Origin of the sequence: Stenotrophomonas nematodicola (assembly GCF_009467805.1) — a bacterium.
Classification (GTDB): domain Bacteria; phylum Pseudomonadota; class Gammaproteobacteria; order Xanthomonadales; family Xanthomonadaceae; genus Stenotrophomonas; species Stenotrophomonas nematodicola.
In genome coordinates, this window is the sequence record NZ_WIAY01000008.1 from 26,548 (window position 1) to 44,862 (window position 18,315).

Annotated in this window: 15 protein-coding genes; 9 read left to right on the top strand and 6 right to left on the bottom strand. The window is 68.3% G+C overall.

Annotated features, from left to right (window positions below):
* Positions 1–4: 4 nt before the first annotated feature.
* Entirely contained in the window at positions 5–754 is a 750-nt protein-coding gene (locus GDJ08_RS17900) for an SDR family NAD(P)-dependent oxidoreductase (protein WP_153165413.1), read from the bottom strand.
* Positions 755–793: 39 nt separating this feature from the next.
* On the bottom strand, positions 794–1,333 hold the full coding sequence (locus GDJ08_RS17905) for a hypothetical protein (RefSeq protein ID WP_229296571.1): 540 nt from the start codon (positions 1,331–1,333) through the stop codon (positions 794–796).
* Between the two features lie 102 nt (positions 1,334–1,435).
* Here GDJ08_RS17905 and GDJ08_RS17910 point away from each other — a divergent pair, with 102 nt between their 5' ends.
* On the top strand, positions 1,436–1,906 hold the full coding sequence (locus GDJ08_RS17910) for a YehS family protein (RefSeq protein WP_017357042.1): 471 nt from the start codon (positions 1,436–1,438) through the stop codon (positions 1,904–1,906).
* Here GDJ08_RS17910 and GDJ08_RS17915 read toward each other — a convergent pair.
* Positions 1,872–2,807 (bottom strand): LysR family transcriptional regulator, encoded by a 936-nt coding sequence (locus GDJ08_RS17915; protein WP_136006796.1) that lies wholly within the window; start codon positions 2,805–2,807, stop codon positions 1,872–1,874. The genes GDJ08_RS17910 and GDJ08_RS17915 overlap by 35 nt on opposite strands.
* A 112-nt stretch (positions 2,808–2,919) precedes the next feature.
* Here GDJ08_RS17915 and GDJ08_RS17920 point away from each other — a divergent pair, with 112 nt between their 5' ends.
* Entirely contained in the window at positions 2,920–4,095 is a 1,176-nt protein-coding gene (locus GDJ08_RS17920; RefSeq protein ID WP_017357040.1) for an MFS transporter, read from the top strand.
* 46 nt (positions 4,096–4,141) lie between these two features.
* Here the strand turns inward: GDJ08_RS17920 and GDJ08_RS17925 are convergent, their stop codons facing one another.
* Positions 4,142–4,846: a TorF family putative porin gene (locus tag GDJ08_RS17925; protein ID WP_423670052.1), complete on the bottom strand. Its 705-nt coding sequence runs from the start codon at positions 4,844–4,846 to the stop codon at positions 4,142–4,144.
* Between the two features lie 174 nt (positions 4,847–5,020).
* On the opposite strand from GDJ08_RS17925, the gene GDJ08_RS17930 reads away from it, so the two are divergent.
* The gene (locus GDJ08_RS17930; protein WP_017357038.1) at positions 5,021–5,410 is read left to right on the top strand and encodes a DUF6165 family protein; all 390 of its coding nucleotides are present in this window, start codon (positions 5,021–5,023) and stop codon (positions 5,408–5,410) included.
* 21 nt (positions 5,411–5,431) lie between these two features.
* Here GDJ08_RS17930 and GDJ08_RS17935 read toward each other — a convergent pair whose 3' ends face one another.
* Complete coding sequence (locus GDJ08_RS17935) at positions 5,432–6,175, bottom strand: FadR/GntR family transcriptional regulator (RefSeq protein WP_136006792.1); 744 nt, start codon at positions 6,173–6,175, stop codon at positions 5,432–5,434.
* Positions 6,176–6,265: 90 nt separating this feature from the next.
* Positions 6,266–9,157: a TonB-dependent receptor gene (locus tag GDJ08_RS17940; protein WP_153165414.1), complete on the bottom strand. Its 2,892-nt coding sequence runs from the start codon at positions 9,155–9,157 to the stop codon at positions 6,266–6,268.
* Between the two features lie 281 nt (positions 9,158–9,438).
* On the opposite strand from GDJ08_RS17940, the gene GDJ08_RS17945 reads away from it, so the two are divergent.
* Genes GDJ08_RS17945 through GDJ08_RS17970 form a run of 6 tightly spaced genes read left to right on the top strand, consistent with a single transcriptional unit; the run spans position 9,439 to position 18,308 of the window.
* Positions 9,439–11,664: a polysaccharide lyase 6 family protein gene (locus tag GDJ08_RS17945; protein ID WP_229296572.1), complete on the top strand. Its 2,226-nt coding sequence runs from the start codon at positions 9,439–9,441 to the stop codon at positions 11,662–11,664.
* Positions 11,661–13,901 carry an oligoalginate lyase gene (locus GDJ08_RS17950; RefSeq protein ID WP_153165415.1) on the top strand — a complete coding sequence of 747 codons (2,241 nt, stop codon included), beginning with the start codon at positions 11,661–11,663 and terminating at the stop codon, positions 13,899–13,901. Before GDJ08_RS17945 ends, GDJ08_RS17950 begins: the two co-directional genes overlap by 4 nt.
* On the top strand, positions 13,898–15,190 hold the full coding sequence (locus GDJ08_RS17955; RefSeq protein WP_153165416.1) for an MFS transporter: 1,293 nt from the start codon (positions 13,898–13,900) through the stop codon (positions 15,188–15,190). Before GDJ08_RS17950 ends, GDJ08_RS17955 begins: the two co-directional genes overlap by 4 nt.
* Positions 15,191–15,235: 45 nt before the next feature.
* Complete coding sequence (locus tag GDJ08_RS17960) at positions 15,236–15,991, top strand: SDR family NAD(P)-dependent oxidoreductase (protein ID WP_017356893.1); 756 nt, start codon at positions 15,236–15,238, stop codon at positions 15,989–15,991.
* A gap of 35 nt (positions 15,992–16,026) precedes the next feature.
* Positions 16,027–17,208, top strand: a complete 1,182-nt coding sequence (locus GDJ08_RS17965) for a GDSL-type esterase/lipase family protein (protein WP_153165417.1) — start codon at positions 16,027–16,029, stop codon at positions 17,206–17,208.
* A complete protein-coding gene (locus GDJ08_RS17970; protein WP_153165418.1) occupies positions 17,205–18,308 on the top strand; it encodes a sugar kinase in 1,104 nt (367 codons plus the stop codon). Before GDJ08_RS17965 ends, GDJ08_RS17970 begins: the two co-directional genes overlap by 4 nt.
* Positions 18,309–18,315 lie beyond the last annotated feature (7 nt).

An 18,315-nucleotide genomic window follows, 5' to 3' on the forward strand; every position in this document is an offset into this window, starting at 1 on the left:
ATCCTCAGTCGCGCGCGACCTGGAAGCCGGCGAACGACTGGCTGACCGGCATCACCTCGAGGCGGTTGATGTTGAGGTGTGCCGGGAGGTTGGCAACCCACAGGATCTGCTCGGCGATATCGTCGGCGGTCATGGGGTTTGCCCCGGTGTAGAGCGTGTCCGAGGCGGCCTGGTTGCCGTGGGTGCGCACCAGGGTGAACTCGGTTTCGGCCATGCCCGGTTCGATGGTGGTCACACGCACGCCGGTGCCGTGCAGGTCCGAACGCAGACCCAGCGAGAACTGGCTGACGAACGCCTTGGTGCCGCCGTAGGCATTGCCGCCGGGGTACGGATACACCCCCGCCACCGAGCTGATGTTGATGATCGCGCCCTTGCGCGCCACCAGCTGCGGCAGCAGGCGGTGGGTCAGGGTGACCAGGGCGGTGACATTGGTGTCGATCATGGTGCGCCAGTCGTCCAGCGAGGCGCTCTGTGCCGGAGCGGTGCCCTGGGCCAGGCCGGCATTGTTGACCAGCAGGTCGATGGCGGCGAAGTCCGCCGGCAGGGCGGCCAGCGCGGCCTCCATCGCGGCGGTGTCGCGCACGTCGAAGACGGCGGCATGTACGCGCTCGGCACCATAGGCGTCAACCAGCGGCTGCAGCCGTTCGGCACGTCGCCCGGTGGCGATGACGCGCCAACCGGCCTGGGCGAAGCGATGGACGGTGGCAGCGCCAAAGCCGGAGGTGGCGCCGGTAATCAGAGCGGTACGGGTCATCGGGGTACTCCGTGGGAATCCCCTGCATTTTCGCACCGATCAGCGGATGCGGAACACGCGCGCCTTGGGCAGGTCTTCATCCACCTGCAGGAACCAGCGCCCGGCGATGCCAGGTACCACCACGATGTCGGGGTTGCTGCGACTGGCCTTGAGTGTGATCTCGCCCTTGAGCACCTGCCACTGCTGGCCGTTGTCCAGGGTGAACACGGTACCGGGCGCCCAGCCATCCACCTGGCCGGTGACCTTGGCCTTGATCGGCCCGTCATCCAGGCCGGGGAACATCGCACCCGGTGCCGGACCTCCCGCGGCAGCCATCGGCGCCGCAGCCACCGGCACCGCCGGGGTGCGGGCATCGGCCTCGCGCAGCAGGCGGTTCAGGGCCTCCAGCTGAGCCGGGCTGAGCCCCACCTGCGCCAGTTCCTGCGGGTCCACGCGCGCTTCAATTGCCACATACGGGACCTGGGCGGCGGCCGTTCCGGCCAGCCACAGCATCCCCACACCCGCCACCGACTGCCACCTGCGCATTGCCTGCTCCACTGCCTGTACGGGCTCGATGGCGGCACTGTGCTTCACTTTCATGGCAGCCAGATGACAGCCACGCCGGTCGCGCCGGGCACAGAGGCCGGCAGGGGGTAAAATGGCGGCCAGCCGCGCAGCCGCGCCGGCGGTATTGGACGTCACATGATCAACAACGATGTACTGCGCAGCATCCGCTACATGCTCGACCTCAGCGACGGCATGATCGTCGACACCTGTGCCCTGGCCGATCCGGCCTTCGTGGTCGACAAGGCCGACGTGGCCGGGTGGCTGCGCAAGGAAGACGAGGAAGGCTTCGTGGCCTGCGACGACCGCACACTGGCGCACTTCCTGGACGGACTGATCGTGCACTTCCGTGGCCGCGACGAGAGCCAGCCGCTGCGCCCCGTGGAAAAGCGCATCACCAACAACCTGGTGCTGAAGAAGCTGCGCGTGGCCTTCCAGCTGAAGGACGTGGACATGCACGAGATCTTCCAGCAGGCCGGTTTCCCGGTGTCCAAGCCGGAGCTGTCGGCGCTGTTCCGCCAGCCGGACCACAAGAACTACCGTGCCTGCGGCGACCAGCTGCTGCGCAACTTCCTCAAGGGCCTGACCCTGCGCGTGCGCGGCGCCTGAGCCCCACGCCGGTACGTGGCTCCGCCTGCGGCGCCACGTGCTGCAGCAGTTCGTCCATGAACGCCCGCGCCGCCGGTGTGGGCAGTTTCGACCACACCGCATGCACGCGCCGCACCGGCGCATCCTGGATGGCGACACAGGCCACGCCGGTAAAGCCGGCGGCGATCTGCGCGGGCACGATGCCCACCGCCAGGCCCTGCTGCACGAAGCGCTCGATCAGCGACATGTGGTTGATCTCGAACGGCACCCGGTGTGGCAACCCGGCCGCGGCAAAGGCTTCGTCGGTCTGCCGGCGCGCGCCGCTGCCGTACTGGAAATCCACCAGCGGCAGCTCGGCCAGCGCGGCCAGCGACAGCCGTCTGCGGTTGGCCAGCGGGTGCGCGGGCGGCAGCACGGCCACCATCGATTCCTCGGCCAGCAGGCGATGGCAGGCGCCGTCGATGGCGGTGCCCGGCGACAGGCCGACCAGGGCGACATCCACGCGACGCTCGCGTACGTCGTCCATCAGCACTTCGCTCCTGTCCATGCGCAGACGGAATTCCACCTGCGGGTAGCGCGTGTGGAAGGCCGCGAGGCAGGCGACCAGGTCCACGGCGGTGAGCGAGGTGATCTGGCCGATGGTGAGCGTGCCGCGCACCTGGCCCGCCACGGCCGCGACGTCTTCGCGCAAATGGCGCAGCGCGTCGAGCACCTGGCGCGCGTGAGTGAGCAGGACCTCACCGGCCGGGGTGACCCGTACCTGGCGCGGCAGGCGTTCGAACAGGGTCGCCTGCAGCTCTTCTTCGAGGTGCGCGATCTGGTGGCTGAGGGCGGACTGCACCACATGGCAACGCGCGGCGGCCCGGGTGAAGCTGCGCTCTTCGGCCAGGGCCACGCAGAATTCGAGCTGTTTGAGGTTCACGCCGGCATCTCCACTACCCATCTCATTTTCAGATGCGTTGGATGATAACTATTCATTTCCATCATCACGCAGGGAGGCGGACACTGGCGTCCCCCTGAAGTCTGGAAGCCGCATGACCGCCGATGTCCACACCCCCCTGAGCCGCTGGCAGGTGCTGCTGATGGCCTTTGCCACGGGCGTGGCGGTGGCCAGCAACTACTACGCCCAGCCACTGCTGCACACCATCGCCAGTGAGTTCGGGGTGTCGTTCGGGCGCGCCGGGATGCTGGTGACGGCCGCGCAGTTGAGCTATGGCCTGGGCGTGGTGCTGCTGGTGCCGCTGGGCGACATGTTCGAGCGGCGGCGGTTGATCGTGGTGATGTCGCTGTTGTCGGCGGCCGGGCTGGTGGTGAGCGCAGTGAGCCATACGTTTGTCTGGCTGGTGGTGGGTACGGCGATCACCGGCCTGTTCTCGGTGGTGGCGCAGGTGCTGGTCCCGTTCGCGGCAACGCTGGCGCGGCCGGAAGAGCGTGGCCGGGTGGTGGGCACGGTGATGAGCGGGCTGCTGCTGGGCATCCTGCTGGCACGCACGGTGGCCGGCGCACTGTCGTCGCTGGGCGACTGGCGCTGGGTGTACTGGATGGCGGCGGGCACGCTGGTGCTCACCACGTGGGTGCTGTATCGCGTGCTGCCGCGCTTCCATCAGCACGCGGGCCTGGGCTATGGCGCGCTGCTGCGCTCGATCGGCACGCTGTTCGTGGAGGAGCCGGTGTTCCGCCTGCGCACACTGCTCGGCGCGCTGAGCTTTGCGATGTTCGCGATGTTCTGGACACCACTGGCCTTCCTGCTGGCGGGTGCGCCGTACCACTACAGCGATGCGACGATCGGGCTGTTCGGCCTGGTGGGCGCGGCGGGTACGTTGGCGGCAGGCGTGGCAGGCCGGATGGCCGACCGTGGCAAGGCGGCCCTGGCGACGACGCTGGCGCTGGTGCTGCTGGCCGCGTCGTGGCTGCCGCTGGGCTTCTCGACGCAGTCGCTGGTGGCGCTGGTGGTGGGCGTGCTGCTGCTGGACCTGGCGGCGCAACTGCTGCACGTGAGCAACCAGAACGTGGTGTTCGCGTTGCGCCCGGAGGCGCGCAACCGGCTCAACGCGGGCTACATGACCGGGTACTTCATCGGCGGTTCGGTGGGCTCGCTGGTGTCGGCGCAGGTATACGGCGCATACGGGTGGACCGGCGTGTGCGTGACCGGCGCCGGTGTGGCGGCGATGGCGATGGCGGTATGGGCGATGGCCCGCGGGCGCGGGTAGCACCCGAGGGCAGCAGCCGACCCACGGTCGGCGCTGCCTGTTGGTGTCAGAAGGTGGTCTGCAGCGCGAACTCGACGCGGGAGCCGGCGTTGCCGGGGAACAGGCGTTGGGCGGCGCGGTCGGTGTCGTGCGCGGTCAGGCGCAGCTCCCACGGGCCGTGGACGCGCCAGACGGCGCTGAGCTGGCCATGCAGGTAGTCATCGCTCTGTGCGCTGTCGAGCCAATAGTGGCCGATGGCACCTTCAAGCCGCCACGCCTCGCCCAGCGGCAGGCGTGCGCCGAGCTGGGCATACGTGCCCCCGTGGCCGCCGGCCAATGCGTTGTCCGATACGCCCACCTGCAGCCAGTAGCGCTGCTGCCAGGTCAGCGTGCCGTTGAGCTCGGTCCAGTCCAGGTCCACGTTGGCCGACGGGTACAGGTAGCGGGTCAGGTTGACGTCCACCGCCCAGTCGTCGGCCACGGCACCGCTCCACCCGGCCACCAGATCGAATTCGCTGCGTGCACCGTTGTCGGGCTGGAACGACACGCCCGAGCCCCAGGCCGAGGCATACCAGCCGCGCGAACTGGTCAGCTTCACGCCGGCCTGCGCCGCCGGATCGCCATCGCTCTGCGAACTGCCGCGCCAGACGTAATCGGAGGTCAGGCTGGCGTTGCCCTCCACTGCGGCCGCCGCCGCACCACTCATCGCCAGGCCCACCAGCAGGCCGCTGCAGCAGCGCACCAGGCGCCCTTTCACTTGTTCAACCACCACGTTTCCACTCCAGGGACGGCGGCGCCGTCGAGGCGTGCAGTGTTCCCGGGGCGGCCGTAAAGCCGCTATGGCGCACCGGCCGGATCGGCGCAAAATCGCTGTAAATCCTCTGTTTCGGGATGGCGCGAGGGGCGCGCGGTATCATGGCCGCTCCGACCTGCTGCGAGTAATCACGTGGACGCGATCCTGACCCCGGTATCGATTGGCGAGCTGATCGACAAGATCACCATCCTGGAAATCAAGGCCGAGCGCATCACCGATGCGGCCAAGAACGCCAACGTGCGCCTGGAACTGGAGGGGCTGTTGCCGCTGTGGCAGGAACTGCTGGCCGCGCAGCCGGGCCTGGAGGCGCTGAAGTCGGCGCTGAAAGTGATCAATGCCCGCATGTGGGACATCCAGGACCAGCTCCGCGACAAGGAAGCGGCCCAGGACTTCGATGCGGTGTTCATCCAGCTCGCGCGCGGTGTTTACGGCACCAATGGTGAACGCGTCAAAGTGAAGAACGAGATCAACCGCATCGCCGGCTCGCAGCTGGTCGAGGAAAAGCAGTACCAGGGCGAGTAGACCCTCGGCCCGACGCCGGGCCTACAGCCCGGTGGCGGCCATGAAGCGTTCGCGATCCTGCTGGGTACGCCGCCGGATCTCGGCGAGCGCCTCGTTCTCGGTGGCTTCCAGCATCGACTCGAACAGCCGCTGGAAGTGGTTGCGCATGGCCAGCCGGGCCGCAGCCGGGTCGCGCTGGCGCAGGGCGTCGAGAATGGCGGTGTGTTCTTCGTCGCGGGTGTCGTCGTCGTTGTGGCAGACGTTGGCATAGACCTGCTTGACGCGCGGCAGCTCGTTGCGCATCCGCCAGATCAACTGCACGCAATGCTCCACCACCGGGTTGCCGGCGATGCGGGCGATGGACAGGTGGAACTGCCGGTCGGCCTCGCTGGCGGCGGCCTCGCCCGAAGCCGGGTCGACCATCGCGGCGATCAGGCCGGCCAGATCCTGCAGTTCCTCATCGGTGATGCGGCTGGCCGCCATCGCCGCCGCTTCGGCCTCGATCACCGCGCGGGCGGCGGTGAGGTCGAAGGCCGAGACATCCGGCAATGCGCCCGGTGCCTGCGACGGACGGGCCTTCACATAGACGCCCGAGCCGGTCTTGATGGTGATCAGCCCCTGCGCTTCCAGCGCGATTTCCGCCTCGCGCACCGTCACCCGGCTGACGCCCAGGCGTTCGGCCAGGTCGCGTTCGCCCGGCAGGCGCGAGCCCGGCGGGAATTCGCCTTTCTCGATCAGCGCGACGATTTCGGCGGCAATGGACTGGTACAGACGGGGTTCGGACATCATCAAAGGCCTGGCTGACAGGTGGCTGGGGACCGACACGCGGGCCGCGCCCTCAGAGAGCGGCGCGGTCCTGGAACCGCGCCACTGACCTCAGAAGCGGTAGCGCACCCCCAGATAATAGCGCCGCCCGTAGGTGGTGTACTCGCGGAAGCTGCCGAGGATGGGCATATCCGACACCCGCGGCTCGTCGGTGAGGTTGCTGGCCGACAGCGATACCGACAGGTGCTTGTTCACCTTGTAGGTGGCGCGGAAGTCCAGCGCGCCATTGTCCCGCACGTAGCGGTTCTGCGACGGGTCGCCGACGAACTGCTGGTAGTAGTCCGAGCGGTACTTGTAGATCGCCTGCAGATCCAGCTTGCCCAGACCCCAGTAAACCTGCGCCGACGCCACATGCCTGGACAGGCCGAAGATGTTGGCCGGCTCGACGATACCCGGGGTGACCACCCCGGTGGCGGGGTTGGTGGACTCGCCCAGTCGCAGGTCTTCGGTCCTGAAGTTGGAATCGGCATAGTTGTAGCTGGCCTTCACACCCAGCCCGGAGAAGATGCCCGGCAGGTAGGAGAAGCTGTGCGAGGCGGTGAACTCCACGCCGAACAGATCGCTCTTCTGGTCGCTGGTGGCCAGCTGTTCCACCGGCACGGTCACGCGCTGGCCGTCGATGTCGAAGGTCTCATCGACGATCACCGGCATCGAGCCGCCGTTGAACTGCTTGTAGTACACCGCCGTGGACACCATCGTGTCCGCATTGGCGTACCACTCCAGCGACACGTCGGCATTCCACGACATCAGCGGCGTGGCGCGCGGGTTGCCGGTGGCGGTGATGCTGCGCAGCGCGTCGGCGACGCTGCTGAATTCGGCGTCCACTTCGCCCAGGTTGAACGTGCGGCCGAAGCCTTCGGCGGCCAGGTCCGGGCGCGACATCGCCCGGTAGGCACCCACGCGCAGCAGCAGGTCCGGGTGCAGTTCGAAGGCGGCATTGAAGCTGGGCAGCCACTCGGTATTGCTGGACTTGAGCACCTGCGAGGTGAAATCGCCGGTGGGCTGCAGGGTCACGGTGCCATCGGGGTTGTTGACCACGTCCAGGCCGCTGCGCAGTCCCACCGAACGCACCTCGGTACGCACCCCGCGCACGCCGATGTTGCCGGTGACCGGCAGGCCGAACCACTCGGCGCTGTAGTCGCCCATCAGGTACAGCGCGCTGGTTTTCTCGGTCACATCGTTGTTGGCCGGGTTGCGCAGGTCGGCGCTCAGGCCGGTGTCGTCCTGGCCGGTGAAGGCCTTGAACAGGCAGCGGCTGTCGAAGCTGGCCCAGCGGTCGATGGTGTTGCCGCTGGCATTGGCCAGGAAGTCGTCCTGCGGGAAGTCCTGGCGGCAGGCGAGGTTCGCGGCGCGGATCGCGGCGACATTGGTGGTGGTCACGTCCACCGTGTCGGTGTAGTCGGTGTAGGTCGCCTCGGAGCGGCGCAGGCCACCCTTGATCGCGGTGAAGAAGCCGCTTTCCGGGGTGAACGCGGCATCGAAGCGGCCGGCGCGGATGGTGTGTTCGCGATGCTGCTGGCGGCGGCGCACCAGGGCCGAGTCGGTGAAGTTGTCCGGGTTGTTCACATCGAACGCCGGGTCCAGGGTGATGCTCGGCACATCGCCGCTGTAGTCGTAGGTGTAGTCCACATAACGCGTGTTCTTGATGCCACCCACCGGCTTGCCGTTGACGTCGGTGCGGCCGGCGCGCAGGCGGGTGGAGCGTTCGATCTGGTCGCGGCGCGTGTTGGAGTAGGACAGGTCGGTGGAGAGCGTCCACGCCGGGGTCGGCCGGAAGATCACGTTGAGGCCGCCGCCGGTGTACTCCTCTTTGCGCTCCAGGAAGTTGCCGGTGGAATCGACCGTGGTGCTGCCGGTGTGGTGCAGCAGCGCGCCGTCGTCACTGACCACGCGGTTGTTGAGGTTGCGCATCATCGAGGACAGCGACAGGTCCGAGCGGTCTTCGGTGTAGTCGCGCTTGGAGAACTGGTAGTCCAGGTTCACCTCGACCGCATCGTTGGGCCGCCACTGCAGCGCGGCGAACTGCGAGTCGCGCTTGTCGTGCTCGATGAACTGGCGGTAGATGCGGCTGCCGGGCACCAGGTAGTACGGCACGCCGTTGGCCACCTGGTTGCCGTTGACCTGGGTGCAGTTGCGGGTAGCGCCCACCACTTCGCGGCCATCGCAGGCCACCCAGGTGGAACTGCTGGAGAGCATTTCTTCCGGGTTGCTGCCTTCCAGCGCCTGCACGCCGATGGACACGCCGAGCTTGCCCGCTGCGCCCATGTCGAACTGGTCGATGTAGCTGGCCGTGCCGCGCCAGCCCACACCGTCCTTGTCCTTGAGCCGGTCGTCGTACTCCTGCCATGTGCCGCGGCCATCCACCTGGAAGGTGCGCTTGCCGTACTCCAGCGGTTTGACCGTTTCCATGTTGACCGTACCGGCCACGCCGCCTTCGACGAAGTCGGCGCGCTGGGTCTTGTAGATGGCCACGGTGTTGATCAGTTCGGACGGGAACTGGTTGAAGTTCACCGAGCGGTCGCCGCTGCCGTTGGTCGCCTCGCGGCCATTGAAGGTGGACGAGCCGAGGAACGGCCCCAGCCCGCGGATCGAAATTTCCGACGCGCCGCCCTTCTCGCGGTGCGTGGAGGCGCCGGTGATGGTTTCGATGGCCTCACCGATCGACAGCGCGGGCAGGTCGCCGATGTCCTCGGCCGCCAGCACATCGGAGACCACGGTCTCCTCGCGCTTCTTGTCGATCGAGGTCTGGATCGTGCCGCGGATGCCCGTCACCTGGACCTGGTCCAGGGTGGTGGCCTGCGCCGGCGGGGTCGCCGGGGCATCGGCATCCTGTGCGCGGGCCAGCGGCAGGGCCGCGGTGGCGCACAGGGCGTAGAGCAGTGCGCCATGCAGCGCGGTGTGGCGAAGGCCTCGTGGCGAGGCCGTACGGCGGTCATGCAACATCGTGATCTCCCTCCCAGGATGGATCGTCCGACTACACGGATTCGATCCGGACAATTCACGGTTGCTGGACCAATGTCAATGAATTGGTACTAAAGTCTACCCCTGTGATCCACCCAGACCACTTTGGCGACATTTAATGTGCGGATGCAGCAGAAATATGCGCAACAGGCCAACCACATGCACCTAAAGTGGTATGCAATTGTGGTTGACGTGCGCCACGCGAGACCTGTTACGATCCGGACTCGCGTTGGACGCCACGGTTGATCTGGGAGGGTAAGCCTGTGACTTTGCACCATTCGCATGCGCCACGGGCGCTGCGCCCGCTTGCGGCGACATTGGCCACAGGCCTGCTGCTCGGCGCCCTGCCAGCGGTCGCGGCAGATCATCTGGTCCACGACGCCGCCGGCTATGCGCAGGTGGCCGGCCGGCTGCAGCCGGGTGATACCGTGATCCTGGCCAACGGCGTCTGGCGTGATATTGACCTGTTGCTGCGCGGAACCGGCAAAATTGGTCAACCAATTAGATTGACGGCACAGACGCCGGGCCAGGTGATCCTCAGCGGCCAGTCGCAGCTCCGGCTTGCCGGCGCGTACCTGGAGGTGTCCAACCTGGTGTTCCGCGATGGCTGGGCGCCGGGTGGCGAGGTGGTCTCCTTCCGCGCCTCGTCGAAGGAGTGGGCCAACCACAGCCGGGTGACCGGGGTGGTGATCGACCGCTACAACAAGCCGGACCGTCAGCAGTCGGACAACTGGGTGGGGATGTACGGCCAGCACAACCGCTTCGACCACAACCAGCTGGTGGGCAAGACCAATGCCGGCACCACCCTCGTGGTGGTGCGCAACGCCACCAGCGGCCTCGACAACCGCCACCGCATCGACCACAACTGGTTCGGCCCGCGCCCCAACCTGGGCAGCAACGGCGGGGAAACCCTGCGCGTGGGCACCAGCCACGATTCGCAGTCCGATTCGCACACGGTGGTGGAGAACAACTGGTTCGACCACTGCGACGGCGAGGTGGAGATCGTCTCCAACAAGTCCGGCGGCAACCTGTACCGCGGCAACGTGTTCTTCGCGTCGCGCGGCTCGATGGTGCTGCGCCACGGCCACGGCAACGTGGTGGAGCGCAATGTGTTCCTGGGCAACAACAAGGCGCATACCGGCGGCGTGCGGGTGATCAACCGCGGCCAGATCGTGCGCGACAACTATTTCGAAAACCTGGCCGGCGACAACTTCGCCGCCGCGCTGGCAGTGATGGCCGGCACCCGCGACGCGCCGCTGAACCGCTACGAGCAGGTGGCCGATGCGGTGATCGAGCGCAACAGTTTCATCAACGTGCGCCAGCTGTTCCTGGGTGCCGGGCTGGATGACGAGCGCAACGCGATGCCGGTCAACAGCCGCATGACGGCCAACCTGTTCATCGGAGACGGCAAGCAGACCCTGCTGCGCAGCCAGGGCGACCTGTCGGGCATCGCCTTCAGCGCCAACGTGCAGAGCCCCGCCGTTTCGGACGGCTTCCCGGGCGGGGTGAGCGCGGCCAACGTGACCCTGCAGCGCGCGCCCAACGGCCTGCAGTACCCGGTGGACCCCATCGCTGCCGGTGCACCGCGCGACCTGGCACCGATCGCCCGCGACCAGGTCGGGGTGGCGTGGTACCCGAAGGCGCTGGACACCACCGCACTGGGCAGCGGCAGCCTGCGCCAGGTGGCGCCGGGCGAGGACACCCTCACCCGCGCCATCGCGGCCAGCGCACCGGGCGACCGCCTGCAGCTGCAGCGCGGCCAGTACCGGGTGGACCAGGTGCTGGGCGTGAACCACCCGCTGAGCGTGATTGGACCGGCGCGCGGCCAGGCGCGCCTGCAGTTCACCCGCCCCTCCCTGTTCGAGATCCGTGCCGGTGGCTCGCTGAAGTTGTCGCGACTGGACATCGACGGCGCACTCGCCCCGGACACCGCCGGCAATGCGGTGGTCCGCATCGCCCCGGGCAGCCAGGCGTTCAACTACACCCTGCTGATCGAGGACAGCCGCATCCACGGGCTCACCGCCAACAAGGCGTTCGATGTGGTCAATGCCGGCAAAGGCAGCCTCGCCGCGCGCATCGGCATCAGCAACACCACGGTGGACGACATCAGCGGCAGCGTGATCGCCGCCGCCGCCGAAACCGATGACCTGGGCACCTACAACGCCGAACAGGTGGACATCGTCGATTCGCGCTTCACCCGCATCGGCGGGCCGCTGCTGGACCTGTATCGCGGCGGCACCGACGAGAGCACCTTCGGCCCCTCCCTGCGTGTGCAGGGCAACCAGCTGCAGGCCGTAGGCGTGGCCGACGACACCAGCCTGCGCCTGCATGGCGTGCAGCAGGCCACCCTGGTGGACAACCAGTTCGCGCACAGCGGCCGCGTGCGCTTCAGCCACCGCGTGGGCGAACCCCGCCTGCGCGTGCGCAACAACGTGCTTACCGCCACGGCGGCAATGCAGTCCGATACTCCTGCCGAGACCCTGCCATGACGCGTTCCACGCCCCTGTTGCTGCTGCTGGCCGCTTCCCTTGGTGCGGCGGTGCTGCCCCCCGCGCACGCCGCACCGGCCCGCGCCCAGCAACCGGCGGCCGATGCCACCACCCCGGTGCTGGTGACGCCCGCCCAATGGACACAGATGCGCCAGGACGGCGCGCGCTTCCCCCTGTTCGCGCGGGAACAGCAGCGTGCCGAACAGCGCGTGCGCGCGATGATGAAGGCGGGCATCGACGTACCCGCTCCCAAGGACAAGGGCGGCGGCTACACCCATGAGCAGCACAAGCGCAATTACCAGGCCATCCAGGCTGCCGGGGCGCTGTACCGGCTGACCGGCGACACGGCCTATGCCGACTACGCGCGCGACCTGCTGCTGGGCTACGCCGCGCTCTATCCCGGGCTGGGCGCGCACCCGCAGGGACGCGGCCAGATCCCCGGCCGGCTGTTCTGGCAGACCCTCAACGATTCGGTGTGGCTGGTCAGCGCGGTGCAGGGCTACGACGCGATCCGCGACACCCTCAGCGCTGCCGACCGCGCCACCATCGACAACAACGTGTTCCGCCCGATGGCCGACTTCCTGAGCGGTACGCCGGAGAACTTCGACAAGATCCACAACCACGCCACCTGGGCAGTTGCCGCGGTGGGCATGACCGGCTACGTGCTGCGCGACCCCAGCTACGTGGACAAGGCGCTGAAGGGCAGCCGGCGCGATGGCAGCGCCGGTTTCCTCAAACAGGTGGACCAGCTGTTCTCGCCGGACGGCTATTACGAAGAAGGCCCCTACTACCAGCGCTATGCGCTCGCACCGTTCATCCTGTTCGCCAACGCCATCGAGCGCAACGCGCCGCAGCAGGGCATTTTCAAGCGGCGCGACGGGGTGCTGCTGAAGGCGGTGGATGCACTGGTGCAGACCAGCTACGGCGGCTACTTCTTCCCGATCAACGACGCCATCCTGGACAAGGGCCTGGACACCGAGGAACTGGTGGCCGGCATCGACATCGCCTACGCGCAGACCGCCGATGCGCGCCTGCTCTCGGTGGCCAAGGCACAGAAGCGCGTACTGCTCTCGCCCGAGGGCCTGCAGGTGGCCCAGGCGCTGGCGCAGGACAAGGCCACGCCGTTCGACTTCGTCCCCACCCTGCTGCGCGACGGACCGGAGGGTACTGAAGGCGCGCTGGCGATCCTGCGCATGGGCGGTGCCGATGGCCAGGCGCTGGTGATGAAGAACACCAAGCAGGGCATGGGCCACGGCCACTTCGACAAGCTCAACTGGCTGTTCTACGACAACGGCCAGCGCGTGGTCACCGATTACGGCGCGGCGCGCTTCCTCAACATCGAGGCCAAGTCCGGCGGCATCTACCTGCCGGAGAACACCAGTTGGGCACGCCAGACCATCGCCCACAACACGCTGGTGGTGAACGAGCAGAGCCATTTCGGCGGCGACTGGAAGAAGGGCCAGGCGCTGGCACCGACGCCGCTGCTGTTCGCCACCGGCCACGATACGCAGATCGCCTCGGCGCGCATGGTGGGTGCCTACGACGGCGTCGCCTTCACCCGCACACAAGCGCTGCTGTCGCACCCGGCACTGGGCGAACCGGTGGTGCTGGACCTGCTGCGTGTCACCGGCAGCAAGGCGGCACGCTACGACCTGCCGCTGCATTTCAATGGCCACATCATGGAGGTCGGGTTCAAGACCCAGTCCGCAGTGACGGCGCGGCCGGTGCTGGGCAAGGCCAACGGTTACCAGCATGTTTGGATCGATGCGGCCAGCGAGCCCACGAGCGAGGCGCGCAGCCTCACCTGGCTGCTTGGCGGCCGCTTCTACACCTACCGCTTCGCCAGCACCGCGCCCTCGCGTGCGCTGATCGGCGAGAGCGGCGCCAACGACCCCGCGTTCAACCTGCGCCGCGAACCGATGCTGCTGCAGCGCGTGGACGGCCAGGCCGCCACCACCTTCTACGGCGTGCTGGAACCGCACGGCAGGTACGACGGCACCGCCGAAACCGTGCGCGGCGCCAACAGCCGCATCGACCGTATCGCCCACTACCGCGGCAAGGATGCCGACGTGCTGGTGCTCGACCTGGCCGGCGGCCAGCGCATCGCGCTGGGCATCGCCGACGAACCGGGCAAGGCCGGCAGCCATGAGGTCAGCGGCGACGGACAGCGCTGGCGCTGGGAGGGCGGCTGGAAGCGCTTCGACACCGGCACCGCTACCGGCAAGGACAGCAAATGAAGGTCACCACGCAGGCCCGTACCTACGTCCGCTGGCTGATCGTGGGTTTGATCGCCGTGGCCACGGTGATCAACTACATCGACCGCAATGCCCTGGCCGTGATGTGGCCGCAGATCTCCAAGGACGTCGGCGCGACCAAGGAAGACTACGCGCTGCTGGTCACCGTGTTCATGCTGTTCTACGCGGCCGGGCAGTTCGTGTTCGGGCGGCTGTTCGACATCATCGGTACCCGGCTGGGCTTCGCCCTGTCGATCGCGGTGTGGTCGATCTCCATCGCCCTGCATTCGGTGACCCATTCGATCCTGTCCTTCAGCCTGGTCCGCGCCCTGCTCGGCATCAGCGAAGCCGGCGCATGGCCGGGTGCGGTGAAAGCCAACGCAGAGTGGTTCCCGGCACGTGAGCGGGCGCTGGCGCAGGGCGTGTTCAATGCCGGCGCGTCGATCGGCGCAATCGTGTCGGCACCGCTGATTGCCGTGCTGTTCCTGTGGCTGGGCTGGCGCGGCACCTTCATCCTGATCGGCGCGATCGGCTTTGTGTGGCTGCTGCCCTGGCTGATCATCTACCGCGCCGGCCCCGACAAGCACCCGTGGGTGAGCGCGGCCGAGCGTGCGCTGATCCTGGATGCCCCCACCGAAACGCCGGCCGTGCCCAAGGCGGAGTACGTGCCCAACGTGCGCCAGCTGCTGGGCCATCGGCAGACCTGGGGCATCCTGATCTCGCGGTTCTTCCTGGACCCGATCTGGTGGCTGTTCGTATCGTGGCTGCCGATCTACCTGGCCGACACCTTCGGCTTCGACATCAAGCAGATCGGCATCTTCGCCTGGGTGCCCTATGTGGGCGCGATGATCGGCAGCCTGGGTGGCGGCTGGTTGTCCGGCCGCCTGATCGGCGCCGGCTGGGGCGTGGACAAGGCGCGCAAAGTGGTCATCACCCTGGGGGGCGCGATCATGGCCCCGGCGCTGCTCGGCGCCGTGCTCGCCACCGACCCGGTGTGGGCCGTGGTGACCATCGCCTTCGTGCTGTTCGGCTTCCAGATCGCCATCGGCAACATCCAGACCCTGCCGGGCGACATCTTCAGCGGCAAGTCCGTCGGCTCGGTGGCCGGCCTGGGCGGCATGGCCGCGGTGGCCGGCACGCTGATCACCACCTGGCTGGTACCGGCCATGACCCACCAGTCCTATGCCCCCATTTTCATCCTGGTGGCGGCGCTGGTGCCGGCCTCGCTGCTGGCGCTGTGGCTGGTCACCGGCCGCGTCGAAAAACTCGATGGGCCGGCCACGCCGCGCTGAGCCCCACCCCTTCCTTTTCCCCCAACGCACTACTGGAGCTTTTCCATGACCCAATTCAACGACAAGGTGGCCATCGTCACCGGTGGCGGCCGCGACATCGGCCGCGAGATCTCGCTCAAGCTGGCCGCTGCCGGCGCCAAGGTCTGCATCAACTACGCCAACGACGAAGCCAGCGCGCAGGACACCCTGGCGCAGATCCAGGCCGCTGGCGGCACCGCGATCGTGCACCGCGCCGACGTTACCGACGCCGCCGCCGTTGCCGGCATGGTCGCGGCCACCCAGGCCGCGTTCGGCGAGCGCATCGACGTGCTGGTCAACGTTGCCGGCGGCATGGTGCAGCGCCGCCCGCTGGCCGAGATCGACGAAGCGTTCTTCCACAAGGTGATGGACCTCAACATGAGCTCGGTCTTCCTCACCACCCACGCGGTGGTGCCGCACATGCCCGAGGGCGGCGCGATCGTGAACTTCGCGTCGCAGGCAGGCCGTGATGGCGGTGGCCCGGGTGCGTCGATCTACGCCACCGCCAAGGCGGCAGTGATGACCTTCACCCGTGCGATGGCCAAGGAACTCGGCCCGCGCGGCATCCGCGTCAACGCGCTGTGCTGCGGCATGATCGCCACCCGCTTCCACGATGAATTCACCAAGCCGGAAGTGCGTACCGCCGTGGCCGGCAACACCCCGCTGCGCCGCCAGGGTCGCCCGCAGGAAGCGGCCGATACCGCCGTGTACCTGGCCTCGGACGCCGCCGGCTTCATCACCGGTGCCAACGTCGACGTCAACGGCGGCACCTACTTCTCCTGATAGACACGTTCCGCTGACCGCCTGGGAGGGCCGCCATGCTGCGCTGGATCACTGCATTGTCGATTGCACTTGCCACCAGCGCCGCTGCGCTGCCCGCCCATGCCCAGGTCTGGGTGCCGGCGTGGACTGCCTCTCCGGCACCCGACCGAAAGGACGGTACGCCCGACGCACCCGTACAGTTCGCCAACCAGACCGTACGCCAGGACATGCGCCTGGCCAGTTCCGCCACCGCACTGCGCTTCCGCATCAGCAACGAACTCGGCGATGCGCCGCTGGCCATCGGCGGGGTCACCGCGCACCGTACCGGCACGGCCACGCCGGCCAAACTGGTCACCTTCAACGGTCGCAACGCAGTGGTGGTGCCGGTGGGTGCCGCGCTGCTCAGTGACCCGGTCGCGATGACGGTGCCGGCCTTGGCCGATGTATCGCTGACCGTGTACTTCCCCGAGCCGACCCGGCCTGCGGTGCGGCGCACCGCGCTGCGCATCGCCGACGGCCGCCAGGCCGAGGTGGGCGACAAGGTGAAACTGGCCTACCGGCAGAACGTCGTATCGGCGGTGCTGGCCGAGCGCGCCACCAGGCCGGTGGTGGTGGTCGCCCTGGGCGATTCGATCACCGAAGGCGCCACCGCCACGCGCGGCAGCAACGGCGACTGGCCGGCACTGCTGGCCACCCGCCTGCAGCAGGCCTGCCCGGACCAGGTGGTGGTGGTCAACGCCGGCATCAGCGGCAACAAGGTCATGGACCACGGCCGCAGCCACAGCGCGCTGGCGCGGCTGGACCGCGATGTGATCGCCCTGCCCAACGTGAGCAAGGTGATCGTGTTCGAAGGCATCAACGACATCCGCCACGATGGCGGCACCCCGCCCAAGGCCGGCCGCAACGCCGAGGACATGGTGCTGGGCTACCGCCAGATCGCCGAGCGCCTGCACGGCAACGGCATCGGCGCGATCGCCGCCACCATCACCCCGTTCGGCGGCTCGGACCGCTACGAACCGCTGTCGGCGGCGACCCGCACCACGCTCAACACCTGGATGCGCGGCGGCCGCAGCGGCTACGACGCGCTGATCGACTTCGATGCGGTCCTGCGCGATCCGTCCACCCCGGAGAACCTGCCCGAGGACATCACCCGCGATCACCTGCACCCCAACGACGAGGGCTACCGGCGCATGGCTGCCGGCATCGACCTGGGCCTGCTCGGGTGCAAGGCACGATGAGCGCGCAGCAGTTCGCGGTGGCGGCATCGACCGGCCAGCGCTGGGATGCCCTGGCACTGGGCGAGGTGATGCTGCGCTTCGATCCGGGCGAAGGCCGCGTGCGCAACGCGCGCCAGTTCAGCGTGTGGGAAGGCGGCGGCGAGTACAACGTGGCGCGCGGCCTGTGCAGCACCTTCGGCCATCGCAGTGCGGTCCTGACCGCGTTGCCGCGCAACGAGCTGGGCGAATTGGCCCGGCAGTTGATCCAGGCCGGTGGCGTGGATGCCAGCCAGATCCTCTGGCGCGATTACGACGGCATCGGCCGCAACACGCGCATGGGGCTCAACTTCACCGAACGCGGCTTCGGCGTGCGCGCGCCGCTGGGGGTATCCGACCGCGCGGGTTCGGCTGCCGCGCAGCTGCAGCCGCACGAGATCGACTGGGAGACGGTGTTCGGTCGCGATGGCGCACGTTGGCTGCATACCGGCGGCATCTTCGCGGCCCTCTCCGAACACAGCGCGCAGACCGCGATCACCGCCGTGCGGGCCGCGCGCCGGCACGGGGTAGCAGTGTCCTACGACCTCAACTACCGCGCCAGCCTGTGGGAAAGCCATCCCGATCCGGACGCGGCGCGCCATGCCAACTGCGCGATCGCCGCCGAGTGCGACCTGCTGGTGGGCGACGAGTATTCCTTTGCCGCGTGCCTGGGCATGGACCTGGACGACCTGGGCAAGCGGACCACACCGATGGACGTGGGCCCGGCCGATGCCGCCGCGCTGCGGGCGCTGACGCGCTTCCCGAATCTGCAGGCGGTGGCGTTCACCCTGCGCGATGCCGCCACGGCCGCGCGCCACGGCTGGGCCGGTGCGCTGCGCACCCGCGAGCGGCTGTTCCTCTCGCGCACGCGCGAGGTGGACCTGTTGGACCGGGTGGGCGGCGGCGATGCATTCGTGGCCGGCGTGGTCCACGCCCTGATCAGCGGCAAGGGCGAACAGGCCGCCGTGGACCTGGGCGCGGCGCATGGCGCACTGGCCATGTCCACGCCGGGTGACACCGCGTGCGCCAGCCTGCAGGAAGTGGAGGCGGTGGCCCGCGGCGACGGCGCGGCGGCGCGGCGCTGAGCCGCGC